A 24841-nucleotide genomic window follows, 5' to 3' on the forward strand; every position below is an offset into this window, starting at 1 on the left:
ACGATGGCGATGAAAAAGTTGCTCATAGCGTCGCTGCTGTTTAGCAGCGCCACCGTATACGGTGCTGACGGGTTCGTAGTGAAAGACATTCATTTCGAAGGCCTTCAGCGTGTCGCCGTTGGTGCGGCCCTCCTCAGTATGCCTGTGCGCCCCGGCGATACGGTTAATGATGATGACATCAGTAACACCATCCGTGCTCTGTTTGCCACTGGCAACTTCGAGGATGTCCGCGTCCTGCGCGATGGTGATACGCTTCTGGTTCAGGTAAAAGAACGTCCGACGATCGCCAGTATCACCTTCTCCGGTAACAAGTCGGTGAAAGATGACATGCTCAAGCAGAACCTTGAAGCATCTGGCGTACGTGTGGGGGAATCCCTGGACCGCACAACCCTTTCAGACATAGAAAAAGGTCTGGAAGACTTCTATTACAGCGTGGGTAAATACAGTGCCAGCGTGAAAGCGGTTGTGACGCCGTTGCCACGTAACCGTGTTGACCTGAAACTGGTCTTCCAGGAAGGTGTTTCTGCGAAGATCCAGCAGATCAACATCGTGGGTAACCACGCGTTCAGCACCGATGAACTGATCTCTACGTTCCAGCTGCGCGACGAAGTGCCATGGTGGAACGTGGTGGGCGATCGTAAATACCAGAAGCAGAAACTGGCGGGCGACCTTGAAACCCTGCGCAGCTACTATCTGGATCGCGGTTATGCCCGTTTCAACATCGACTCGACTCAGGTCAGTCTGACGCCAGACAAGAAAGGCATCTACATTACGATTAACATCACAGAAGGCGATCAGTACAAGCTTTCTGGTGTTGACGTGAGTGGTAACCTGGCAGGCCATTCTGCTGAGATCGAATCGCTGACCAAAATTCAGCCGGGCGAGCTGTATAGCGGGTCTAAAGTGACCAAAATGGAAGACAGCATTAAGAAGCTGCTCGGCCGCTATGGTTATGCTTATCCGCGTGTACAAACTCAGCCTGAAATCAACGACGCGGATAAAACTGTGAAGCTTCACGTTAACGTTGATGCGGGTAACCGTTTCTACGTGCGTAAGATCCGCTTCGAAGGTAACGACACCTCCAAAGATTCCGTCCTGCGTCGCGAAATGCGTCAGATGGAAGGCGCATGGTTAGGTAGCGACCTTGTTGACCAGGGTAAAGAGCGTCTGAACCGTCTGGGCTATTTCGAAACGGTTGATACCGATACCCAGCGTGTTCCGGGCAGCCCGGATCAGGTTGATGTCGTTTATAAAGTCAAAGAGCGTAACACCGGTAGCTTTAACTTCGGTGTGGGCTACGGTACTGAAAGTGGCGTCAGCTTCCAGGTCGGCGTACAGCAGGATAACTGGCTGGGTACGGGTTACTCCGTAGGTATCAACGGTACCAAAAACGACTACCAGACCTACTCTGAGTTCTCTGTTACCAACCCATACTTCACCGTAGATGGTGTGAGCCTGGGCGGTCGTATCTTCTATAACGACTTTAAAGCAGATGACGCGGATCTGTCTTCTTACACCAACAAGAGCTACGGTGTAGATGGCACGCTCGGCTTCCCGGTTAACGAATACAACTCGCTGCGCGCTGGTTTAGGTTACGTGCATAACGACCTGTCCAACATGCAACCGCAGGTGGCGATGTGGCGTTATCTGGACTCTATTGGCCAGTCAGCGAGTACATCCAGCGATAATAATGGCTTTGCTGCTGATGACTTCACCTTCAACTATGGCTGGACCTATAACCGTCTCGACCGTGGTTACTTCCCGACGGAAGGTTCTCGTGTCAACCTGAACGGTAAAGTGACTATTCCGGGTTCTGATAACGAGTTCTATAAGGTAACGCTGGACACCGCATCCTACTTCCCGATTGATGACGACCACAAGTGGGTAGTCCTGGGTCGTACCCGTTGGGGCTATGGCGATGGTTTAGGTGGCAAAGAACTGCCATTCTATGAGAACTTCTACGCCGGTGGTTCCAGCACCGTTCGTGGCTTCCAGTCCAACAACATTGGTCCAAAAGCGGTCTATTACGGTGGGAACGATAAAGACAACTGTGATAAATCAGCAACGGATCCATCAGGCAATAAAAATGTCTGTAGCTCTGATGATGCGGTGGGCGGTAACGCCATGGCCGTTGCCAGCCTGGAGTTCATCACGCCTACGCCGTTCATCAGTGATAAATACGCAAACTCAGTCCGTACATCCATCTTCTGGGATGCCGGTACTGTATGGGATACCAACTGGGAGAATACTGCCCAGATGCGTGCGGCAGGCGTACCAGACTACAGCGATCCGAGCAATATTCGCATGTCTGCAGGTATCGCATTACAATGGATGTCACCGCTGGGGCCGTTGGTCTTCTCTTACGCCCAGCCGTTTAAGAAATACGATGGAGACAAAGCGGAGCAATTCCAGTTTAACATTGGTAAAACCTGGTAATAATCCGCTGCAATGGAATGCGTTGGCAGTGTAGCGCTGACAACTGGCGATCGGTAACACGATCGCCTTGCCACGCAAAGAACGGTACCTTCTGGTGCCAATGGGATGGTAAGGAGTTAATTGTGAAAAAGTGGTTATTAGCTGCAGGTCTCGGTTTAGCGATGGCAACCTCTGCTCAGGCAGCAGACAAAATTGCAATCGTCAACATGGGTAATTTGTTCCAGCAGGTTGCACAGAAAACAGGTGTTTCTGCGACGCTGGAAAACGAATTCAAAGGCCGTGCAAGCGAACTGCAGGGTATGGAAAACGATCTTCAGTCCAAAATGCAGCGTCTGCAGCGTGATGGTTCTACCATGAAAGCGAGCGACCGTAGCAAGCTGGAAAAAGACGTAATGGCTCAGCGTCAGACGTTCTCCCAGAAAGCGCAGGCTTTCGAGCAGGATCGTCAGCGTCGTTCTAACGAAGAGCGTGGCAAGCTGGTGACTCGCATTCAGACTGCTGTTAAAGCAGTAGCTGCCGATCAGAGCATCGATCTGGTTGTTGATGCGAATGCCGTTGCTTTCAACAGCAGCGATGTTAAAGACATCACCGCTGATGTTCTGAAACAGGTTAAATAAGTAATGCCTTCAATTCGACTGGCTGATTTAGCTCAGCAGTTGGATGCAGAATTACACGGTGATGGCGATCTCGTCATCACCGCTGTTGCGTCCATGCAATCTGCTAAAGCCGGCACTATTACCTTCATGGTAAGCCCTAAGTACCGTGAGCAACTGGCTCAATGCCAGGCGTCAGCTGTTGTTCTGACGCAGGACGATCTTCCGTTTGCCACTGGAAGCGCGTTGGTAGTGAAAAATCCCTACCTGACGTATGCACGCATGGCACAAATTCTTGATTCCACGCCGCAGCCGGCGCAGGACATTGCTGCCAGTGCAGCGATTGATCCGACGGCTCAGCTTGGTCGCAACGTGGCAGTTGGCGCAAATGCCGTTATCGAATCTGGCGTGGTGCTGGGCGATAACGTTGTCATTGGCCCAGGTTGCTTCGTTGGGAAAAATACGAAAATCGGCGCCGGGACCCGTTTATGGGCCAACGTGTCTGTTTACCATGAAGTAGAAATTGGCGAAAATTGCCTCATTCAGTCCAGCACAGTGATTGGTTCTGATGGCTTTGGCTACGCTAACGATCGTGGTAATTGGGTTAAGATCCCACAGCTTGGTCGCGTGATTATCGGCGATCGTGTTGAGATCGGTGCTTGTACCACCATTGACCGTGGTGCACTTGACGATACGATTATTGGCAATGGTGTTATCATCGATAATCAGTGCCAGATTGCGCATAACGTTGTGATTGGCGACAATACCGCGGTTGCGGGTGGCGTTATCATGGCGGGCAGCCTGAAAATTGGCCGTTACTGCATGATCGGCGGTGCGAGCGTGATTAATGGCCATATGGAAATATGCGACAAGGTGACCGTGACAGGAATGGGCATGGTAATGCGTCCTATCACCGAACCTGGCGTCTATTCCTCTGGCATCCCGCTGCAACCAAACAAGGTATGGCGTAAAACAGCTGCTCTGGTGATGAATATTGATGATATGAGCAAGCGACTCAAGTCTCTTGAGCGCAAAATCGATCAACAAGACTAAGCGTTCATCCGTTTAATGCTATATTCCCCGGCCTGTCGGCTTTCTTATAAACCGGCAGGCCGTGTTATTATTTTTATCAGTACATTTTGACAGGAAGAGTATTTTGACTACTGACACTCATACTCTGCATATTGAAGAGATTTTAGAACTTCTGCCGCACCGCTACCCGTTTTTGCTGGTAGACCGTGTGCTGGATTTTGAAGAAGGTCGTTTTCTGCGCGCAGTGAAAAATGTTTCCGTGAACGAGCCGTTCTTCCAGGGACACTTCCCGGGTAAACCTATCTTCCCGGGTGTGTTAATTCTGGAAGCGATGGCACAGGCTACCGGTATTCTTGCGTTTAAAAGCGTGGGCAAACTGGAGCCGGGTGAGCTGTACTACTTCGCGGGTATCGATGAAGCGCGCTTCAAGCGTCCTGTCGTGCCTGGTGATCAGATGATCATGGAAGTCACTTTTGAAAAAACGCGTCGCGGCCTGACTCGCTTCAAAGGCGTAGCTCTGGTTGACGGCAAAGTTGTTTGCGAAGCGACTATGATGTGTGCTCGTAGCCGGGAGTCTTGATACGTGATTGATAAATCCGCCTTTATTCATCCTACCGCCATTGTGGAAGTCGGTGCCATTATTGGTGCTAACGTCCATATTGGCCCATTTTGTATTGTTGGACCCCATGTCGAAATTGGTGAGGGTACAGTACTGAAATCTCACGTTGTCGTGAATGGTCATACGACTATTGGCTGCAATAACGAGATCTATCAGTTCGCTTCCATCGGCGAAGTAAACCAGGATCTTAAATATGCTGGTGAGTCGACCCGTCTGGAAATCGGCGATCGTAACCGCATTCGCGAAAGCGTCACCATTCATCGTGGAACAGTACAGGGTGGTGGATTGACGAAGGTGGGCAGCGACAACCTGTTTATGGTTAATGCGCATATCGCGCACGACTGTACGGTAGGTAACCGCTGTATTCTTGCCAACAACGCAACGCTGGCAGGACACGTATCGGTAGATGATTTCGCAATTATTGGCGGCATGACCGCAGTCCATCAGTTCTGCATCATTGGTGCACACGTGATGGTCGGCGGATGCTCCGGTGTGGCGCAGGATGTCCCACCGTTCGTCATTGCGCAGGGTAACCATGCCACGCCGTTTGGCGTGAACATCGAAGGCCTCAAGCGTCGTGGCTTTAGCCGCGAAGCGATTACTGCAATCCGCAACGCGTACAAACTGTTGTACCGTAGCGGTAAAACGCTGGAAGAGGCGAAGCCGGAAATTGCCGAGCTGGCGGAAAAGCACCCTGAAGTGAACGAGTTCATGACGTTCTTTGACCGTTCCACAAGGGGTCTGATTCGTTAATGGTCGACAGTCGTCCGCTTACGATAGCCCTGGTCGCCGGAGAAACCTCCGGCGATATTCTTGGTGCAGGTCTTATCCGTGCGCTAAAGGCCCGGGTACCCAATGCACGCTTTGTAGGCGTTGCTGGCCCGCTGATGCAGGCCGAAGGCTGTGAAGCCTGGTATGAAATGGAAGAGCTGGCTGTGATGGGCATCGTTGAGGTGCTGGGTCGCCTGCGTCGTCTGCTGCACATTCGTGCCGATCTCACCCGTCGCTTTACCGAACTCAAACCCGATGTGTTTGTCGGTATCGATGCACCGGATTTCAACATTACCCTCGAAGGGAATCTGAAGCAGAAGGGCATCAAAACCATTCATTATGTCAGTCCGTCCGTCTGGGCGTGGCGACAGAAACGCGTTTTCAAAATCGGACGGTCAACCAACCTGGTACTGGCTTTTCTGCCTTTCGAAAAAGCGTTTTACGACAAATTTAATGTCCCGTGCCGTTTTATCGGTCATACCATGGCGGATGCAATGCCGCTGGATCCGGATAAAAACGCGGCGCGCGATGTGCTGGGTATTCCTCATGATGCGCACTGTCTGGCACTGCTGCCCGGTAGCCGTGGTGCAGAAGTCGAGATGCTCAGCGCGGACTTCCTGAAAACGGCGCAAATCCTTCGCAAGACCTATCCTGACCTCGAAGTGGTTGTGCCGCTGGTGAATGCAAAACGTCGCGAGCAGTTTGAGCGCATCAAGGCGGAGGTTGCTCCGGATCTCCATGTTCATCTGCTGGACGGGAAGGGCCGTGAAGCGATGGTCGCAAGCGACGCCGCACTGCTGGCCTCGGGTACCGCTGCGCTGGAGTGTATGCTGGCGAAGTGCCCGATGGTGGTTGGCTATCGCATGAAGCCGTTCACCTTCTGGCTGGCGAAACGTCTGGTGAAAACGGACTATGTCTCTCTGCCAAACCTGCTTGCCGGGCGCGAGCTGGTAAAAGAGCTTCTGCAGGATGAGTGCGAGCCGCAGGCGCTGGCCGATGCGTTGTTACCGCTACTGGCCGATGGCAAAACCAGCCACCAGATGCATGATACGTTCCGCGAACTGCATCAGCAGATCCGCTGTAATGCCGATGAACAAGCGGCTGAAGCGGTGCTGGAGTTAGCAAAATGATGGAATTTATTTATCCTCACACCCACCTCGTGGCGGGTGTGGACGAAGTCGGTCGTGGCCCGTTAGTGGGTGCAGTGGTGACCGCTGCGGTGATCCTCGATCCTGCTCGCCCGATTATCGGGTTAAACGACTCTAAAAAATTGTCTGAGAAGCGCCGTCTGGCGCTGTTTAGTGAGATTCAGGAAAAGGCGCTGGCCTGGAGCCTGGGGCGTGCAGAGCCGCATGAGATCGACGAACTCAATATTTTGCATGCCACTATGCTGGCGATGCAGCGTGCAGTGGCGGGTCTGAAAATTACCCCGGAGTATGTCCTGATTGACGGAAACCGCTGCCCTGCATTGCCGATGCCGTCAATGGCGGTGGTGAAAGGCGATAGCCGGGTCGCAGAAATCAGTGCGGCTTCTATCATTGCCAAAGTGACGCGTGATGCCGAAATGGCCGCGCTGGACCTCACTTACCCTCAGTATGGCTTCGCCCAGCATAAGGGTTATCCAACGGCCTTTCATCTGGAAAGGCTGGCTGAACATGGCGCAACTGAACATCACCGACGCAGCTTTGGCCCGGTGAAACGCGCGCTGGGACTGGTGTCCTGAATCAATACGCAAGCAATTAAGTAACGCGGAATCTGAAGATGGCTGAACCACGTTTCGTACACCTGCGGGTGCATAGCGACTACTCCATGATCGATGGGCTGGCGAAGACCGGACCGCTGGTAAAAAAGGCGGCCTCGCTTGGCATGCCTGCGCTGGCGATCACCGATTTTACCAACCTGTGCGGCCTGGTGAAGTTCTACGGAGCGGCACATGGCGCGGGGATGAAACCCATCGTTGGCGCGGATTTTCACGTCCAAAGCGATCTTATCGGCGATGAATTGACGCAAATCTCCGTGTTAGCGATGAATAACGTGGGGTATCAAAACCTTACTCTGCTTATCTCCAAAGCCTATCAGCGCGGCTATGGCGCACTGGGGCCGTGGATTGACCGGGACTGGCTGGCTGAGCTGAACGACGGGCTGCTGCTGATCTCCGGCGGCCGTATGGGTGATGTTGGCAAATGTCTGCTGCGTGGCAACAGTGCGCTGGTGGATCAGTGCGTGTCGTTCTATGAAGAACATTTCCCGGATCGTTACTACCTTGAGCTGATCCGCACCGGTCGTCAGGACGAAGAGAGTTACCTGCACGCTGCGGTTGCGCTGGCTGAAGAACGCGGCCTGCCCGTGGTGGCAACCAATGACGTGCGTTTCCTTGAGCCTGGCGATTTTGACGCGCATGAGATTCGCGTCGCGATCCATGATGGCTTCACGCTTGACGATCCGAAACGTCCGCGTAACTACTCGACGCAGCAGTACATGCGCAATGAAGAAGAGATGTGCGAACTCTTCTCCGATATCCCGGAAGCGCTGGAGAACAGCGTTGAGATAGCCAAACGCTGTAACGTCACCGTGCGCCTTGGCGAATACTTCCTGCCGCAGTTCCCGACCGGGGACATGACCACGGAAGACTTCCTGGTCATGAAGTCAAAAGAAGGCCTCGAAGAGCGTCTGGAATTCCTCTTCCCGGATGAAGAAGAGCGTAAAAAGCGTCGTCCAGAGTATGACGAGCGCCTGGATATTGAACTCCAGGTGATCAACCAGATGGGTTTCCCGGGCTACTTCCTGATCGTTATGGAGTTTATCCAGTGGTCGAAGGATAACGGCGTACCGGTTGGACCGGGGCGTGGCTCCGGTGCGGGCTCGCTGGTGGCCTATGCACTCAAAATTACCGACCTCGACCCGCTGGAATTTGACCTGCTGTTCGAACGTTTCCTTAACCCGGAACGTGTCTCGATGCCCGACTTTGACGTCGACTTCTGCATGGAGAAACGCGACCAGGTTATTGAACACGTGGCGGACATGTACGGCCGCGACGCGGTATCGCAGATTATTACCTTCGGTACGATGGCAGCGAAAGCGGTTATTCGCGACGTTGGCCGTGTACTGGGGCATCCGTACGGTTTTGTCGATCGTATCTCTAAACTGGTGCCACCTGACCCAGGTATGACGCTGGCAAAAGCATTTGAAGCTGAACCACAGCTGCCAGAAATCTACGAAGCCGATGAAGAAGTTAAAGCGCTGATCGACATGGCCCGCAAGCTGGAAGGCGTCACGCGTAACGCCGGTAAGCATGCGGGTGGGGTGGTTATCGCGCCGACCAAAATCACCGATTTTGCGCCGCTATACTGCGATGAAGCGGGCCAGCATCCGGTCACCCAGTTTGACAAGAACGACGTCGAATACGCCGGGCTGGTGAAGTTTGACTTCCTCGGTCTGCGTACGCTCACCATCATCAACTGGGCGCTGGAGATGATCAACGCCCGTCGCGAGAAGAACGGCGAGCCGCCGCTGGATATCGCGGCCATCCCGCTTGATGATAAGAAAAGTTTCGACATGCTGCAGCGCTCGGAGACCACCGCCGTCTTCCAGCTTGAATCCCGCGGCATGAAAGATTTGATTAAGCGCCTGCAGCCTGACTGCTTCGAAGATATGATCGCACTGGTGGCCCTGTTCCGTCCGGGCCCGCTACAGTCAGGGATGGTAGATAACTTTATCGACCGTAAGCACGGGCGTGAAGAGATTTCCTATCCGGATGTGCAGTGGCAGCACGAGTGCCTGAAGCCCGTTCTGGAGCCAACCTACGGCATTATCCTGTACCAGGAACAGGTTATGCAGATTGCCCAGGTGCTCTCTGGCTACACCCTTGGCGGCGCGGACATGCTGCGTCGTGCGATGGGTAAGAAAAAGCCGGAAGAGATGGCCAAGCAGCGCGGCACCTTCGAAGAAGGCGCAAGAAAAAACGGTATTGATGGCGAGCTGGCGATCAAAATCTTTGACCTGGTAGAGAAATTCGCCGGGTACGGATTTAACAAATCCCACTCTGCTGCCTATGCTTTGGTCTCTTACCAGACGCTGTGGCTGAAAGCGCACTATCCTGCTGAATTTATGGCGGCGGTTATGACTGCCGATATGGACAACACCGAGAAGGTGGTTGGCCTGGTCGATGAGTGCTGGCGCATGGGGCTTAAGATCCTGCCGCCGGATATCAACTCTGGTCTCTATCATTTCCACGTCAACGAGCACGGGGAAATTGTTTACGGGATTGGCGCGATCAAAGGCGTGGGTGAAGGCCCGATTGAGGCGATCCTCGAAGCGCGTAACAACGGCGGTTATTTCCGCGAGTTGTTCGATCTTTGCGCCCGTACGGACACCAAAAAACTGAACCGCCGCGTGCTCGAAAAACTGATCATGTCCGGCGCGTTCGACAGGCTGGGGCCGCATCGTGCCGCGCTGATGAACTCTCTCGGCGATGCGCTGAAAGCGGCGGATCAGCACGCCAAAGCGGAAGCGATCGGTCAGGCGGATATGTTTGGCGTACTGGCGGAAGAGCCAGAGCAGATAGAGCAGTCTTATGCCAGCTGCCAGCCGTGGCCAGAACAGGTGGTGCTGGATGGAGAGCGTGAAACGTTAGGCTTATACCTGACGGGGCACCCCATCACCCAGTACATCAAAGAAATTGAGCGCTATGTCGGAGGCTACAGGCTGAAAGACATGCATCCGACAGAACGTGGTAAAATCACCACGGCTGCGGGGCTCGTGATTGCTGCAAGGGTTATGGTCACCAAGCGCGGCAATCGTATCGGCATCTGTACGTTGGATGACCGTTCCGGGCGTCTGGAGGTGATGTTGTTCACCGACGCGCTGGATAAATACCAGCATTTGCTGGAAAAAGACCGCATACTTATCGTCAGCGGACAGGTCAGCTTTGATGACTTCAGTGGGGGGCTTAAAATGACCGCCCGCGAAGTGATGGACATTGACGAAGCCCGGGAAAAATATGCTCGCGGGCTTGCTATCTCGCTGACGGACAGGCAAATTGATGACCAGCTTTTAAACCGACTCCGTCAGTCTCTGGAACCCCACCGCTCGGGGACAATTCCAGTACATCTCTACTATCAGAGGGCGGATGCACGTGCGCGGTTGCGCTTTGGTGCAACGTGGCGTGTCTCTCCGAGCGATCGTTTACTTAACGATCTCCGTGGCCTCATTGGTTCGGAGCAGGTGGAACTGGAGTTTGACTAATACAGGAATACTATGAGTCTGAATTTCCTTGATTTCGAACAGCCGATTGCTGAGCTGGAAGCGAAAATCGATTCTCTGACAGCGGTAAGCCGTCAGGATGAAAAACTGGATATTAACATCGATGAAGAAGTGCATCGTCTGCGTGAGAAAAGCGTAGAACTGACGCGCAAAATCTTTGCCGATCTCGGCGCATGGCAGATCGCCCAGCTGGCGCGTCATCCACAGCGTCCGTACACCCTGGATTATGTCCGCCTGGCGTTTGACGAATTTGACGAACTGGCAGGCGATCGCGCTTACGCTGACGACAAAGCTATCGTCGGCGGCATCGCACGTCTGGACGGGCGCCCGGTGATGATCATTGGTCATCAGAAAGGTCGTGAAACCAAAGAGAAAATTCGCCGTAACTTTGGTATGCCGGCACCAGAAGGCTACCGTAAAGCCCTGCGTCTGATGGAGATGGCTGAGCGTTTCAAGATGCCAATCATCACCTTCATCGACACCCCGGGTGCGTATCCTGGCGTGGGCGCGGAAGAGCGTGGCCAGTCAGAAGCCATCGCACGCAACCTTCGCGAGATGTCTCGCCTGAAGGTGCCGGTCATCTGTACCGTTATCGGTGAAGGGGGTTCCGGTGGTGCGCTGGCGATTGGCGTGGGCGATAAAGTGAATATGCTGCAGTACAGCACCTATTCCGTTATCTCCCCGGAAGGCTGTGCCTCTATTCTGTGGAAGAGCGCCGATAAAGCGCCTCTGGCTGCAGAAGCGATGGGCATCATTGCCCCACGTCTGAAAGAGCTGAAGCTGATCGACTCCGTGATCCCTGAACCTCTGGGTGGCGCGCATCGTAAGCCGGAAGTGATGGCGGCTTCCCTGAAAGCGCAGCTGCTGGCAGACCTGGCGGACCTGGATGTCCTGAGCACAGAAGATCTGCTCAACCGTCGTTACCAGCGTCTGATGACCTACGGTTACGCGTAAGCTTCACAATTATCCTAAAAGCCGCACATTGTTGCGGCTTTTTTTATGCCTGCCGTTTACCTTAACTATGCTTAGCTAATGTTTTTCAAGGAGGTAAACCGTGAACATCATCGCCATTATGGGGCCGCACGGCGTCTTTTATAAAGACGAGCCCATTAAGGAGCTGGAGCACGCCCTTCAGTCCCGCGGGTACCAGCTGATTTGGCCGCACAATAGCGCCGACCTGCTGAAATTTATCGAGCACAACCCTCGCATCTGTGGCGTGATCTTCGACTGGGACGAGTACGACATGGAGTTGTGCAGCGATATCAATAAGCTGAACGAATATCTCCCTCTGTACGCTTTTATTAATACCCACTCGACAATGGACGTGAGCGCTCATGATATGCGAATGGCGCTGTGGTTCTTTGAATACTCACTCGGTGTCGCGGAAGATATTGCGACCCGTATTCAGCAGTACACCGGTGAATATCTCGATAACATCACGCCACCGTTTACCCGCGCGCTGTTCACTTACGTCAAAGAAGGCAAATACACCTTCTGCACGCCTGGCCATATGGCAGGGACGGCCTATCAAAAAAGCCCGGTGGGTTGTTTGTTCTATGATTTCTTCGGGGGCAACACGCTCAAAGCGGACGTGTCGATTTCCGTCACTGAACTCGGCTCGCTGCTCGATCACACCGGACCGCACCTGGAAGCTGAAGAATACATTGCCCGGACTTTTGGGGCCGAGCAGAGTTATATGGTGACCAACGGTACCTCGACATCAAACAAAATCGTCGGAATGTACGCCGCACCCGCCGGCAGCACCTTGCTGATTGACCGTAACTGCCACAAGTCGCTGGCTCATCTGCTGATGATGAGCGATGTCGTGCCGTTATGGCTCTCCCCGACGCGAAACGCGCTTGGGATCCTCGGCGGGATCCCGCGTCGTGAATTTAGCCACGCCGCGATTGAACATAAGGTCGCGGCGATCCCGGGGGCAAGCTGGCCGATCCACGCGGTCATCACTAACTCCACCTATGACGGTCTGCTCTATAACACCAACTGGATTAAGCAGACGCTGGATGTGCCGTCGATCCACTTTGACTCCGCGTGGGTGCCATACACCAACTTTCATCCGATTTACGCGGGAAAAAGCGGCATGAGCGGTGAGCGCGTGCCGGGCAAAGTGTTTTTCGAAACGCAGTCGACGCACAAAATGCTGGCCGCGTTTTCTCAGGCCTCGCTTATTCACATCAAAGGCGAGTACGACGAAGAGACGTTTAACGAAGCCTTTATGATGCACACCACCACCTCGCCAAGCTATCCGCTGGTGGCCTCTATTGAAACGGCGGCGGCAATGCTGCGCGGGAATCCGGGCAAGCGTCTGATCAATCGGTCTGTAGAGCGGGCGCTGCATTTCCGTAAAGAAGTTCAGCGGCTTAAAGATGAAGCGGACGGCTGGTTCTTCGATATCTGGCAACCCGAAGAGATTGATGAGGCCGAGTGCTGGCCTGTCTCACCCGGCGAGAGCTGGCACGGTTTTCGCGATGCCGACGCCGACCATATGTTCCTCGACCCGGTGAAGGTGACGATCCTGACGCCGGGGATGGACGAACAGGGCACGATGAGTGACGAAGGCATTCCTGCTGCTCTGGTGGCAAAATTCCTTGATGAACGTGGCGTAGTGGTGGAGAAAACCGGCCCGTATAACCTCTTGTTCCTGTTCAGTATTGGGATTGATAAAACCCGTGCGATGGGCTTATTGCGCGGACTGATGGAGTTTAAGCGCGCTTACGATCTCAACCTGCGGGTGAAAAATATGCTGCCGGATCTTTATGCTGAAGATCCTGACTTCTACCGCAATATGCGTATTCAGGATCTGGCCCAGGGGATCCATCGGCTGATCCGTCAGCACGATCTGCCGCGCCTGATGCTGCAGGCGTTTGACGTGCTACCGGAGATGAAGTTGACCCCACACAAGGCCTGGCAACGTCAGGTGAAAGGGGAGGTTGAAACCGTTGAGCTGGAAAATCTGGTCGGGCGCGTGTCGGCTAACATGATCCTGCCTTATCCGCCGGGCGTACCGTTGTTGATGCCGGGGGAGATGATCACCGAAGAGAGTCGGGCGGTGCTCGATTTTCTGCTGATGCTCTGCTCAGTGGGGCGCCACTATCCAGGCTTTGAGACTGATATTCACGGGGCGAAGCGCGATGAGCAAGGGGTTTACTGGGTGCGAGTCCTAAAATAAGGGCGACAGCTTGCCAGGCCCGGGTTGTCGGTTGTAACGTTCAGGCATCATAAAAAGGAGAAGCTATGCTGGGTTTAAAACAGGTTCACCATATTGCGATCATTGCCACCGATTACGCAAAAAGTAAGGCCTTCTACTGCGATATTCTGGGCTTTACGTTGTTAAGCGAGGCTTACCGTGAGGAGCGTGACTCCTGGAAAGGCGATCTCGCTTTAAACGGGCAATATGTGATTGAGCTGTTCTCTTTTCCTTTTCCGCCAGCACGTCCGTCCCGCCCGGAAGCCTGCGGCCTGCGCCACCTTGCCTTTAGCGTCGACGACATTGATCGCGCCGTAAAACATCTGGAGACCCACGGCGTGAAGTGCGAAGCGATTCGTATCGATCCGTTCACGGACAAGCGTTTTACCTTTTTCAACGATCCGGATGGCCTTCCGCTGGAGCTTTACCAGCAGTAATTTCCACCCTGTGTGATAATGCCCGCTCAGTTCGGGCATTTTTATGTGTGATTTTCTATGACCCTACCCGCGATTGCTCAAGCCGTTTCACCGTACCGCCAGCTGCTGGTGGGGTTTAGCGGTGGCCTGGATTCCACCGTTCTGCTCCACCGTCTCAAACTCTGGCGTGACAACGAGCCTGATATTCAGCTTCGGGCGATGCACATTCATCACGGGTTAAGCCCGCACGCGGATGCGTGGGTGGCACACTGCGAGGCGGTGTGTGCGGCATGGGCGATCCCGCTGACTGTTGAACGTGTACATCTTCATGATGAGGGGCTGGGCATTGAGGCGCAGGCGCGTAAAGCACGCTATGCCGCTTTTGCCGCTGAATTACAGCCTGACGAAGCGCTGGTCACGGCGCAGCATCTCGATGACCAGTGCGAGACGTTATTACTGGCCCTCAAACGAGGAAGCGGCCCGGCGGGATTATCCGCGATGCCAGAACGGGCTGATTTCGCCGGATCGCACCTCCTTCGCCCACTGCTTGGCGAGACGCGAGCCTCGCTGGAAACGTGGGCACGGGAACACGGGCTGAGCTGGATTGAAGATGAAAGCAACCAGGATGACCGCTATGACCGTAACTTCCTGCGTCTGCGTGTCGTACCGCTTCTGAGCGAGCGCTGGCCGCACTTTGCAGAAGCGGCAGCACGCAGCGCCATGCTGTGCGCTGAACAGGAGAGTCTGCTGGATGAGCTGCTGAGCGAAGTGCTGGCGGAACTGATTACCGAGCAGGGATCGCTTACCATCGCACCGCTGGAAGCGATGAGCCCGGCGCGTCGGGCCGCATTGTTACGACGCTGGCTGGCCTCTCACGGTGCCGCTATGCCGTCGCGGGCAATGCTGGCTCGTCTCTGGGATGAAGTCGCCCTGGCGCGGGAAGATGCTACGCCGTGTGTGCACCTGAACGGTTTTGACGTCAGACGCTATAAAGGGGCGCTCTGGTGGGTTAAATCATCTCCCTCGCTCGCCGACAGGGTGCTCGACTGGCCGTCGCTTGCGGAACCGCTGCTGTTGCCCTGTGATGCCGGTCGTGTGTCTTTGGTGCCAACCGGCCATGTGCGTCTGCCTGAACCCGGGGAGCCAGTAACCGTGCGCTTTAAGGCGGGCGGTCTGCTGCATATTGTCGGGCGCAACGGAGGGCGGAAGCTGAAGAAAATCTGGCAGGAGAGCAATGTGCCGCCCTGGCGACGCGATACCACGCCGCTACTTTTCTACGGTGAAACGCTGATTGCTGCAGCAGGGGTATTCATTACGCAAGAGGGGTGGGCAGAAACGGGCGTGCAGTTTGAGTGGAAAGCGTAACGGGCAGCCGGGCTGCCCGTTAGTGTCATCAGGATTCGCTCACCACAACGGTGCCGATTTGCGGGTGGCTGAAGCTGGCAATTTTGTCCAGACGTAGCTCACGCGTCGCCCCGGCATCTTCCACTATCAGATATTCCACATTCTTTCGCGAAACCAGGTCGCTGGCTTTTGCCTTCAACACTTCGCCATCTTTTAGCTCCAGCGTCAGTATTAAATGATGCTGGCAGGCGAGTTCGAGGTTGTCATAGTCATCACAATTGATGGGTTGATAAGTTTCATTCATTGACATAATCGCTCACCAGTAAATTCGCCGCAGCATACGCTGCTTTTTCCCTGACCGATTCTGAAAGGCCCTCATCAGAGGCCACTTCATTAAGCACTTTCAATACACAGCCCAACGCGTCCGGGACATACCCCAGATCTCCGCTGGCGATTTCCGCATACCGTTTGCGAATTAACTCACAATAATTATTCACATCCCCTCCCGCCAGCGCACTGACTTACTGTGAGATATCATTAAGCCTACGAAGATAAACTCGGTTTAGCAAGGTGACTATACCATACTCATTTAAGCAATATCAGCGCCTTGATAGCCGGTGAATGTTCACCCAGGAACAGCCTTTTTATTCCTTTTTCGCTACAATGTGCGCCTGATTCGAAAGGAGTTCTCTCATGGCGCTGAAAGCGACAATTTATAAAGCTGTGGTCAATGTGGCAGATCTTGACCGCAACCAGTTCCTGGATGCGTCACTCACTCTGGCACGCCACCCCTCTGAAACCCAGGAGCGCATGATGCTGCGCCTGCTGGCGTGGATAAAGTATGCTGACGAGCGTCTGCAATTTAGCCGTGGCTTAAGCGCTGAGGACGAGCCAGAGGCCTGGCTGCACAACGATCATCTGGGTATCGATTTATGGATTGAACTCGGTCTGCCGGATGAGCGCCGCATTAAAAAGGCCTGCACGCAGTCCGCTAACGTGGCGTTATTCGCGTATAATCAACGTGCTGCGGAAATCTGGTGGCAGCAAAGCAAGAGCAAGTGCGGGCAGTTTGCCAACCTTACCGTCTGGTATCTGGACGATGAGCAGCTGGCGAAGCTGAGCGAGTTTGCCAGCCGGACGATGGTCCTGCAGGCCACAATTCAGGACGGCGCTATCTGGCTTTCTGATTCTCAGAATAATCTGGAAATTCATTTGACGGCGTGGCAGCCAGCGCCATGATTGTCTTGTCCCGAAACGTGAGCATCCCTGACAATGAGCTGGAGATCACCGCCATCCGTGCTCAGGGGGCGGGTGGACAGCACGTTAACAAGGCTTCAACGGCTATCCATTTGCGCTTTGACATTCGGGCCTCCAGCCTGCCAGAGTATTACAAAGAAAGCCTGCTCGCTGCCAGCCATCATCTGATCACCAGTGATGGCGTGATTGTGATTAAAGCGCAGGAGTACCGCAGCCAGGAGTTGAACCGCGAAGCGGCGATTGCCAGACTGGTGTCGATGATTAAAGAACTAACGGCAGTGCAAAAAAGCCGTCGGGCAACGCGACCGACCCGCGCATCGAAAGAGCGTCGGCTATCGTCGAAGGCCCAAAAATCCACAGTGAAAGCACTACGCGGTAAAGTTCGTCGCCCTACGGAGTGACGAAAAGGAACACAATTTCATAAGGAATTCATTGTGAAAAAAGCATTATTGTCAGCGCTGGCAGTGAGTACGCTGTTTGCGCTTTTCGGGTGTAACAACCGTTCTGAAACGCAGGTCGTGCAGCCTGCGCAGAATGAAGAGTTAAAACCAATGCAGCAGAGCTGGCGCGGCGTTTTACCGTGTGCCGACTGCGAGGGCATTGAAACGTCACTGTTCCTGCAGAAAGACGGTACCTGGGTTATGAACCAGCGTTATCAGGGGGCGAAAGAACCATCTTCCTTTGCGAGCTACGGGACATGGGCGCGTACGGCTGAGAAGCTGGTACTGACGGATACCACCGGTGAGAAAACCTATTTCCGCGCCAAAGGTGAAGGGATGGAGATGCTCGACCGCGAAGGCAATCCGATTGAGTCCCAGTTCAACTATACGCTGGCCCCGGTGAAAGCTGCCCTGCCTGCAACGCCAATGCCAATGCGTGGGATGTATTTCTATATGGCGGATGCGGCGATCTTTACCGACTGCGCCACCGGCAAGAAAATCAGCGTGGCGAACAATGCGCAGCTGGAGCGTGATTACGCTGTTGCGCGTGGCAATGACAGCAAGCCAGTCCTGCTGACGGTAGATGGTCACTTTACGCTGGAGCCGAACCCGGACAGCGGAGAGCTGGTGAAAACGCTGGTGGCAGATAAAGACGCGAAGTTTGTTGCGGGCAAAGACTGTAACAGCAAATAAGCCGATATCGGCCCATTAAAAAACCCCGCCTGAGCGGGGTTTTTTGTTTAACGTTAACCTTTGATGGCTTTCACCAGGTAATCAAGAATGTCGCCAGTCTTGATCATCTGCTTTTCACCACTGCGACGGTATTTGTATTCAATGTCGTCGCTGTCGAGGTTACGGTCGCCGATGACTACGGTGTGCGGGATACCGATCAGTTCCATATCGGCAAACATCACGCCTGGACGCTCTTTACGGTCATCCATCAGCACTTCGATACCCTGAGCGCGCAGCTCGGAGTAAAGTTTTTCGGCCAGCTCCTGCACGCGGTAAGACTTGTGCATGTTCATTGGCAGAATAGCCACCTGGAACGGGGCGATATTGTCTGGCCAGACGATGCCACGTTCGTCGTAGTTTTGCTCAATGGCGGCTGCAACCACACGCGTCACACCGATACCGTAGCAACCCATGGTCAGGATCTGGTTGCGGCCATCTTCCCCCTGAACGGCGGCATTCAGCGCGCGGGAATATTTATCCCCCAGCTGGAAGATGTGGCCCACTTCGATACCGCGTTTGATCATCAGGGTGCCCTGGCCGTCCGGGCTTGGATCGCCTGCCACCACGTTACGGATATCAGCCACTTCCGGCGTCGCGACATCGCGATCCCAGTTGATGCCGAAGTAATGTTTACCGTCGATGTTAGCGCCAGCGGCGAAGTCGCTCATTGCGGCTACCGTACGGTCAATAACCACCGGAACCGGCATATTCACCGGGCCCAGAGAGCCAGGACCTGCGTTCACGACGGCACGGATTTCCGCTTCCGTTGCGAACGTCAGCGGGCTGGCAACCTGAGGCAGCTTCTCAGCTTTCACTTCGTTCAGTTCGTGATCGCCACGCACCAGCAGGGCAACCAGCGGGTACGCGCTACCTTCGGTGGATTTCACCAGCAGGGTTTTTACCGTTTTTTCGACGGGCAGGTTGAACTGCTCAACCAGCTCGGCAATGGTTTTTGCGTGAGGTGTATCAACCAGCGTCATCTCTTCGGTTGCAGCAGCACGTGGCGCTTTAGGGGCCAGCGCTTCTGCAAACTCGATGTTCGCGGCGTAATCAGAAGAGTCAGAGAAGATCACATCGTCTTCGCCGCTCTGAGCCAGAACCTGGAACTCATGAGACGCGCTTCCGCCGATAGAACCGGTATCAGCCTGCACAGCACGGAAATCCAGCCCCATACGGGAGAAGATTTTGCTGTAAGCCTCGTACATTTTGTCGTAGGTCTCTTGCAGCGATTCCTGAGACGTATGGAAAGAGTAAGCATCTTTCATCAGGAATTCGCGTGAGCGCATGACGCCGAAACGTGGGCGAACTTCATCACGGAACTTGGTCTGGATCTGGAAGAAGTTCAGCGGCAGCTGTTTGTAAGAGCTCAGCTCATTACGAATCAGGTCGGTAATGACTTCTTCATGCGTTGGGCCGAGGACGAATGGACGCTCGCCACGATCAACGAAACGCAGCAGCTCAGGGCCATATTGCTCCCAACGGCCGCTCTCCTGCCACAGGTCAGCGGGCTGAACCACAGGCATGGACACCTCGATAGCACCGGCGTTGTTCATCTCTTCACGCACGATGTTTTCGACTTTTTTCAGGACGCGCACGCCGGTCGGCAGCCAGGTATATAACCCGGAGGCCAGCTTGCGGATCATCCCGGCGCGCAGCATCAGCTGATGGCTGATCACTTCGGCGTCGGCAGGCGTCTCCTTCAGAGTGGAGAGCAGATATTGGCTAGTACGCATGTTGTTACGGTTCCATTTCGACGATTGGAACAGGCTGAAACACCAGCCTGAGACAAAAAAGTGGTTTAGTTTACCAGTGTGGCAAAGATGCCAAAAGAGAGGAGGACAAAATTACCTGGGTTCAAGGGCAAACACTTCAAAACCTGCCCCGGTCACGCGCCAGCGAACGTTAAAATCCAGCAGCCAGACGGCGTAGGTTTTCCCGGCGTCCTCTTCTTTACGATAGGCCGGACGGGGGTCCTGAGCCAGCACTTCGGTGATAAAGTCACGAAGGCGGGGATAGCGTGTTTCCAGCTGCTGAAGCTGCGTGGTTATCTCAGCCGTGAAGTGAACAGGCATATCTGCCTGCGGTGCTTCCTGTGCATAGCTTGCGCGGGCGTCGGGTAACGCTTCGGCAAAGGGGAGATACGGCTTGATATCGATAACCGGCGTGCCATCAACCAGGTCAAGGCTGCCTAACTCCAGTATGACCTGATCCTTCTGACAGCGTATACCTTTCAGTTCGACCAGCGACATCCCGACAGGGTTTGGACGGAAGGTTGAGCGCGTCGCAAACACGCCCATCCTGGCGTTGCCTCCCAGGCGAGGAGGGCGTACGGTCGGACGCCAGCCACCTTCCATCGTCTGGTGAAACACAAACACAATCCATAAGTGGCTGAATGCTTCGAGCCCGCGTACGGCATCGGCCTGATTGTAGGGCGCGATCAAGTGAAGCTCGCCACCGCTGGTGACCAGGCCTGGCTGGCGTGGCACGGCGAACTTCTCTTTATAGGGAGAGCGAATAACGCCTATCTGTTCGAACTGAAATGAACTCATTTCGCCGTAATGTTCAGCGCCGAGCCGATGCAAACCGCCTGACGGTAGCAACCCGGTGTTCCACTGGTCACTTCGCAGCTATGCAGCAGAACCGCGTTGGCTTTCATTTTTGCCGCGTTGATCTGCATGCGTTTACGCGCTGTTGGGATATTCGGTGGAGAGTCCTGATTGGTAGCCTGACAGGATTCGCCGCTTACTTCACCCAGTTCACGGAAAGGTTTACCCACGAGTTCGTCAGCTTTGGTAATAATGCGAACCGGCGCTGGGCGAGGCGCTTTCGGTTTTACGGGTTCTGCTTTTGGCGGGGTTGCCGTGCTTTGGACAGGTTCAACAGGAGATCTGCTTAGCATAGAACAGCCGCTCAGCATGAGTGCTAAAAGACAGATCGGTAAAGCACGCATAATAATTCCTCAATGGATAATCAAAACGTCAGATATTGAATCAGTTGACTGCACAAATGACAAGACGGGCATAAGCCCGTCTTGATGATATTACACTGAGGTGAGATTACCAGCCCTTAACAGCGCCGCCGTTAAACACTTTGTTGGCTTCCTGGTAAACTTCGTCAGACTGATAAGCCTGTACGAACTTCTTCACGTTTTCCGCATCTTTGTTGTCTTCGCGAGTCACGATCAGGTTTACATACGGGGAGTCTTTGTCTTCAACGAAGATACCGTCTTTCGCTGGCGTCAGGCCAATCTGGCTGGCGTACGTGGTGTTGATAACGGCCAGGGCAATCTGCGCGTCGTCGAGAGAACGTGGCAGCTGTGGGGCTTCCAGCTCAACAATTTTCAGATTTTTCGGATTCTCGGTGACATCCAGAACGGTTGGCAGCAGGCCAACACCGTCTTTCAGTTTAATCAGGCCCACTTTCTGCAGCAGCAGCAGGGAACGGCCAAGGTTGGTTGGGTCGTTAGGGACGGCAACCTGAGAGCCTGGCTGCAGTTCGTCCAGAGATTTAATTTTCTTGGAGTAACCGGCAATAGGGTAAACAAAGGTGTTACCCACACCCACCAGTTTATAGCCGCGATCCTTGATCTGCTGATCCAGGTAAGGTTTGTGCTGGAAGGCATTGGCGTCGATATCGCCTTTGCTCAGCGCTTCGTTCGGCAGAACGTAATCGTTAAAGGTCACCAGCTCAACGTCCAGACCATACTTCTCTTTCGCGACTTTCTGCGCGACTTCAGCAACCTGCTGTTCTGCACCCACGATAACGCCCACTTTGATGTGGTTTGGATCTTTTTCGTCCTGACCGCAACCCACCAGTGCCAGAGAGCCGATCAGCGCGCCTACCGCTGCAAAGGTCTTTAATTTAAACGCCATGTTATATCCTTAACTCGTCGAGTTTGTGTTGTGTGTAACGTTATTTGTGAGTAACAGTCCGGACGATGCGATCGCCAGAGAACTGGATTAAGTAAACCAGCACAACCAGCAATACCAGAACGGTATTCATTACGGTAGCGTTATAACCAATATAGCCGTACTGGTAGCCAATCTGGCCTAAACCGCCGGCGCCAACGGCACCGCCCATCGCGGAATAACCCACCAGAGTAATCAACGTAATGGTTGCCGCGTTAACCAGCCCTGGCAGCGCTTCAGGCAGCAGGACTTTACGCACGATCTGCATTGGCGTTGCCCCCATCGCGCGGGAAGCCTCGATCAAACCGGTCGGGATTTCCAGCAGGGCGTTTTCCACCATACGGGCGATAAACGGCGCAGCTCCCACGGTCAGCGGAACGATGGCTGCCTGCAAACCGATAGACGTTCCCACGATCACACGGGTAAATGGAATCATCCACACCAGCAGAATAATGAACGGGATAGAACGGAAGATATTCACCAGTGCAGACAGGGTGCGATACAGCTTCGCGTTCTCAATGATTTGTCCCGGGCGCGTCACATACAACAGCACGCCGACCGGCAGACCAATCACAAAACCAAAGAAGCCTGATACAAAGGTCATTGCCAGCGTTTCCCAAACGCCGCGAACCAGCAGCCACATCATCGGCTCAGACATAACCCAGTACCTCTACTTTTACGTGATGTTCTTGCAGCCAGGCAATTGCCGCCTGGGTTTCTGCTTGTGTGCCGTGCATTTCCGTCAGCATGATGCCGAACTTCACGCCACCGGCGTAATCCATTTGCGCGCTGATGATGTTGTTATTCACATTAAAGCGGCGCGCGGTTTCGGACAGCAGTGGCGCATCGACGGACTGGCCAGTGAACTCCATACGCAGCATCGGGACGCTGTCAGCGGTCGATTCTGTTTTTAAACGCTCCAGATAATCTTCCGGAATATCCAGGTGCAGCGTGGACTGAATAAACTGTTGTGCCAGTGGGGTTTTCGGATGGGAAAACACTTCGCTGACCGTGTCTTGCTCGATCAACTCACCGTTGCTGATTACCGCGACGCAATCACAGATGCGTTTCACCACGTCCATTTCATGTGTAATAAGGAGAATGGTCAGGCCGAGGCGACGGTTGATGTCCTTCAGCAGCTCCAGAATGGAACGCGTAGTGGCGGGATCTAATGCGCTGGTGGCTTCATCGCACAGCAGCACTTTCGGGTTACTTGCCAGCGCGCGGGCAATGGCCACACGCTGTTTTTGTCCACCGGACAGGTTTGCCGGGTAGCTATCGTGTTTATCACCCAGACCAACGAGATCCAGCAGTTCGGTTACGCGACGCTTAACTTCTTCTTTTGGCGTGTTGTCCAGTTCCAGCGGCAAGGCAACGTTGCCAAACACCGTACGGGAGGCCAGCAGGTTAAAGTGCTGGAAGATCATGCCAATCTGGCGGCGTGCTTTCGTCAGTTCTTTCTCTGAAAGTGCGGTCAGTTCCTGCCCGCCTACTTCTACACGACCCTGGGTTGGGCGCTCAAGCAGGTTAACACAACGGATCAGCGTACTTTTACCTGCACCCGATGCGCCAATGACGCCATAAATTTGACCAGCAGGAACATGCAGGCTGACATTGTTCAGCGCCTGAATGGTTCGGTTCCCCTGCTGGAACACTTTGGTGATATTGGAAAGTTTAATCATTAGATTATTTTTATCGTATGTAAGTTAGCCGTGGCATTTTCTTCTGCCAGATACGGGTGATGACCGTAAACAAAACGGATGTTAAGGCATCCAGACGTCTAAATCAATCCAACTCTGTACGATGAGCACTTTATTGCGCTGCGATTCATGAGATACTAGCTGTACATGCCTTTTTCAGGAGCAAACCGGTGGCAAAATCAGTACCCGCAATTTTTCTCGATCGTGATGGCACTATTAATGTGGATCACGGTTATGTCCACGAAATTGATGAGTTCGAGTTTATCGGGGGCGTTATCGATGCCATGCGCCAGCTGAAAGAGATGGGCTATGCGCTGGTGGTCGTGACCAACCAGTCCGGCATCGCACGTGGAAAATTCACCGAGGCGCAATTCGAGACGCTGACGGAATGGATGGACTGGTCGCTGGCTGACCGCGGTGTCGAACTTGATGGCATTTACTATTGCCCGCACCACCCGCAGGGAACTGTAGAAGAGTTTCGCCAGACGTGTGATTGCCGCAAGCCGCATCCGGGAATGTTTATCTCTGCGCAGGAATTCCTGCATATCGATATGGCTGCTTCTTATATGGTGGGCGATAAACTGGAAGATATGCAGGCAGCAACCGCCGCAGGTGTGGGGACTAAAATACTTGTGCGCACCGGCAAACCTGTGACCCCTGAAGCAGAGAGTGCCGCGGATTGGGTGATTAATAGCCTGGCAGAGCTGCCAAAAGAGATTAAAAAGCACCAAAAATAGCCTTTTTGGTGAAAAGGTGAGCGGTCGAAATAAAAATGCATATTTCCGCTTGTCATTCCTCGGCGGCACCCTATAATGCGCCTCCATCGACACGGCGGATGTGAATCACTTCACAGTTAACCCGGTCGGTTGAAGAGAAAAAATCCTGAACTTCAGGGTTGACTCTGAAAGAGGAAAGCGTAATATACGCCACCTCGCGACGGTGAGCTGTAAGCCGCGTCGCAACTGCTCTTTAACAATTTATCAGACAATCTGTGTGGGCACTCAAAGTGACATGGATTCTTAATGTCTTCGGACACTAAATGAATACCAAAGTCTCTGAGTGAACATACGTAATTCATTACGAAGTTTAATTCACGAGCATCAAACTTAAATTGAAGAGTTTGATC

Annotated in this window: 24 protein-coding genes; 16 read left to right on the top strand and 8 right to left on the bottom strand. The window is 53.8% G+C overall.

Annotated elements, in window-relative coordinates; all coding sequences use genetic code 11:
* Positions 1–3 precede the first annotated feature (3 nt).
* The 12 genes from bamA to tilS all read left to right on the top strand — a co-directional run bounded on the left by bamA (position 4) and on the right by tilS (position 15699).
* Positions 4–2436, top strand: a complete 2433-nt coding sequence (gene bamA / locus ACMVME_RS12225) for an outer membrane protein assembly factor BamA (protein WP_068795196.1) — start codon at positions 4–6, stop codon at positions 2434–2436.
* 122 nt (positions 2437–2558) lie between these two features.
* Positions 2559–3053, top strand: a complete 495-nt coding sequence (skp, locus tag ACMVME_RS12230) for a molecular chaperone Skp (RefSeq protein ID WP_020882619.1) — start codon at positions 2559–2561, stop codon at positions 3051–3053.
* Positions 3054–3056: 3 nt separating this feature from the next.
* Positions 3057–4082: a UDP-3-O-(3-hydroxymyristoyl)glucosamine N-acyltransferase gene (gene lpxD, locus ACMVME_RS12235; protein ID WP_068795195.1), complete on the top strand. Its 1026-nt coding sequence runs from the start codon at positions 3057–3059 to the stop codon at positions 4080–4082.
* Between the two features lie 103 nt (positions 4083–4185).
* Complete coding sequence (gene fabZ / locus ACMVME_RS12240; RefSeq protein WP_010426706.1) at positions 4186–4641, top strand: 3-hydroxyacyl-ACP dehydratase FabZ; 456 nt, start codon at positions 4186–4188, stop codon at positions 4639–4641.
* Between the two features lie 3 nt (positions 4642–4644).
* Positions 4645–5433, top strand: coding sequence for an acyl-ACP--UDP-N-acetylglucosamine O-acyltransferase (gene lpxA, locus ACMVME_RS12245; RefSeq protein WP_020882620.1), 789 nt, complete (start codon positions 4645–4647; stop codon positions 5431–5433).
* On the top strand, positions 5433–6581 hold the full coding sequence (lpxB, locus tag ACMVME_RS12250; protein ID WP_020882621.1) for a lipid-A-disaccharide synthase: 1149 nt from the start codon (positions 5433–5435) through the stop codon (positions 6579–6581). The genes lpxA and lpxB overlap by 1 nt, the downstream gene beginning before the upstream one ends.
* On the top strand, positions 6578–7174 hold the full coding sequence (gene rnhB, locus ACMVME_RS12255) for a ribonuclease HII (protein WP_014168714.1): 597 nt from the start codon (positions 6578–6580) through the stop codon (positions 7172–7174). The genes lpxB and rnhB overlap by 4 nt, the downstream gene beginning before the upstream one ends.
* Before the next feature lie 38 nt (positions 7175–7212).
* Positions 7213–10695 (top strand): DNA polymerase III subunit alpha, encoded by a 3483-nt coding sequence (gene dnaE / locus ACMVME_RS12260; RefSeq protein WP_014168715.1) that lies wholly within the window; start codon positions 7213–7215, stop codon positions 10693–10695.
* A gap of 12 nt (positions 10696–10707) precedes the next feature.
* Positions 10708–11667: an acetyl-CoA carboxylase carboxyl transferase subunit alpha gene (gene accA, locus ACMVME_RS12265; RefSeq protein WP_014168716.1), complete on the top strand. Its 960-nt coding sequence runs from the start codon at positions 10708–10710 to the stop codon at positions 11665–11667.
* Between the two features lie 100 nt (positions 11668–11767).
* Entirely contained in the window at positions 11768–13900 is a 2133-nt protein-coding gene (locus ACMVME_RS12270; protein ID WP_014168717.1) for a lysine decarboxylase LdcC, read from the top strand.
* A 65-nt stretch (positions 13901–13965) separates the two neighbouring features.
* Complete coding sequence (locus ACMVME_RS12275) at positions 13966–14355, top strand: VOC family protein (RefSeq protein WP_014168718.1); 390 nt, start codon at positions 13966–13968, stop codon at positions 14353–14355.
* A 57-nt stretch (positions 14356–14412) separates the two neighbouring features.
* Positions 14413–15699 (top strand): tRNA lysidine(34) synthetase TilS, encoded by a 1287-nt coding sequence (gene tilS, locus ACMVME_RS12280; RefSeq protein WP_282488758.1) that lies wholly within the window; start codon positions 14413–14415, stop codon positions 15697–15699.
* A 28-nt stretch (positions 15700–15727) separates the two neighbouring features.
* On the opposite strand, the gene rof is transcribed toward tilS, so the two are convergent.
* Together rof and ACMVME_RS12290 are read right to left on the bottom strand one after the other, a co-directional pair.
* Complete coding sequence (gene rof / locus ACMVME_RS12285) at positions 15728–15988, bottom strand: Rho-binding antiterminator (RefSeq protein WP_014168720.1); 261 nt, start codon at positions 15986–15988, stop codon at positions 15728–15730.
* Positions 15975–16175 (bottom strand): YaeP family protein, encoded by a 201-nt coding sequence (locus tag ACMVME_RS12290; RefSeq protein ID WP_014168721.1) that lies wholly within the window; start codon positions 16173–16175, stop codon positions 15975–15977. The genes rof and ACMVME_RS12290 overlap by 14 nt, the downstream gene beginning before the upstream one ends.
* Before the next feature lie 196 nt (positions 16176–16371).
* On the opposite strand from ACMVME_RS12290, the gene ACMVME_RS12295 reads away from it, so the two are divergent.
* Genes ACMVME_RS12295 through nlpE form a run of 3 tightly spaced genes read left to right on the top strand, consistent with a single transcriptional unit; the run spans position 16372 to position 18068 of the window.
* Entirely contained in the window at positions 16372–16917 is a 546-nt protein-coding gene (locus ACMVME_RS12295) for a YaeQ family protein (RefSeq protein ID WP_014168722.1), read from the top strand.
* Positions 16914–17336 (top strand): alternative ribosome rescue aminoacyl-tRNA hydrolase ArfB, encoded by a 423-nt coding sequence (gene arfB / locus ACMVME_RS12300; RefSeq protein WP_020882624.1) that lies wholly within the window; start codon positions 16914–16916, stop codon positions 17334–17336. Before ACMVME_RS12295 ends, arfB begins: the two co-directional genes overlap by 4 nt.
* A gap of 33 nt (positions 17337–17369) precedes the next feature.
* The gene (gene nlpE / locus ACMVME_RS12305) at positions 17370–18068 is read left to right on the top strand and encodes an envelope stress response activation lipoprotein NlpE (RefSeq protein ID WP_014168724.1); all 699 of its coding nucleotides are present in this window, start codon (positions 17370–17372) and stop codon (positions 18066–18068) included.
* 53 nt (positions 18069–18121) lie between these two features.
* On the opposite strand, the gene proS is transcribed toward nlpE, so the two are convergent.
* The 6 genes from proS to metN all read right to left on the bottom strand — a co-directional run bounded on the left by proS (position 18122) and on the right by metN (position 23697).
* Positions 18122–19840 carry a proline--tRNA ligase gene (proS, locus tag ACMVME_RS12310; protein ID WP_014168725.1) on the bottom strand — a complete coding sequence of 573 codons (1719 nt, stop codon included), beginning with the start codon at positions 19838–19840 and terminating at the stop codon, positions 18122–18124.
* Positions 19841–19951: 111 nt separating this feature from the next.
* Positions 19952–20656, bottom strand: a complete 705-nt coding sequence (tsaA, locus tag ACMVME_RS12315) for a tRNA (N6-threonylcarbamoyladenosine(37)-N6)-methyltransferase TrmO (protein ID WP_025205135.1) — start codon at positions 20654–20656, stop codon at positions 19952–19954.
* A complete protein-coding gene (rcsF, locus tag ACMVME_RS12320) occupies positions 20653–21057 on the bottom strand; it encodes an Rcs stress response system protein RcsF (RefSeq protein WP_014168727.1) in 405 nt (134 codons plus the stop codon). Before rcsF ends, tsaA begins: the two co-directional genes overlap by 4 nt.
* 106 nt (positions 21058–21163) lie before the next feature.
* Entirely contained in the window at positions 21164–21979 is an 816-nt protein-coding gene (gene metQ, locus ACMVME_RS12325; RefSeq protein WP_014168729.1) for a methionine ABC transporter substrate-binding lipoprotein MetQ, read from the bottom strand.
* Between the two features lie 40 nt (positions 21980–22019).
* Positions 22020–22673, bottom strand: a complete 654-nt coding sequence (locus tag ACMVME_RS12330; RefSeq protein ID WP_014168730.1) for a methionine ABC transporter permease MetI — start codon at positions 22671–22673, stop codon at positions 22020–22022.
* Positions 22666–23697, bottom strand: a complete 1032-nt coding sequence (gene metN / locus ACMVME_RS12335; RefSeq protein WP_014168731.1) for a methionine ABC transporter ATP-binding protein MetN — start codon at positions 23695–23697, stop codon at positions 22666–22668. The genes ACMVME_RS12330 and metN overlap by 8 nt, the downstream gene beginning before the upstream one ends.
* Before the next feature lie 188 nt (positions 23698–23885).
* Between metN and gmhB the strand changes: the two genes are divergently transcribed.
* Positions 23886–24452: a D-glycero-beta-D-manno-heptose 1,7-bisphosphate 7-phosphatase gene (gene gmhB / locus ACMVME_RS12340; protein ID WP_068795191.1), complete on the top strand. Its 567-nt coding sequence runs from the start codon at positions 23886–23888 to the stop codon at positions 24450–24452.
* Positions 24453–24841: the final 389 nt, after the last annotated feature.

The sequence above is a fragment of the Enterobacter cloacae complex sp. 2024EL-00711 genome, assembly GCF_047529885.1.
GTDB lineage: Bacteria > Pseudomonadota > Gammaproteobacteria > Enterobacterales > Enterobacteriaceae > Enterobacter > Enterobacter ludwigii.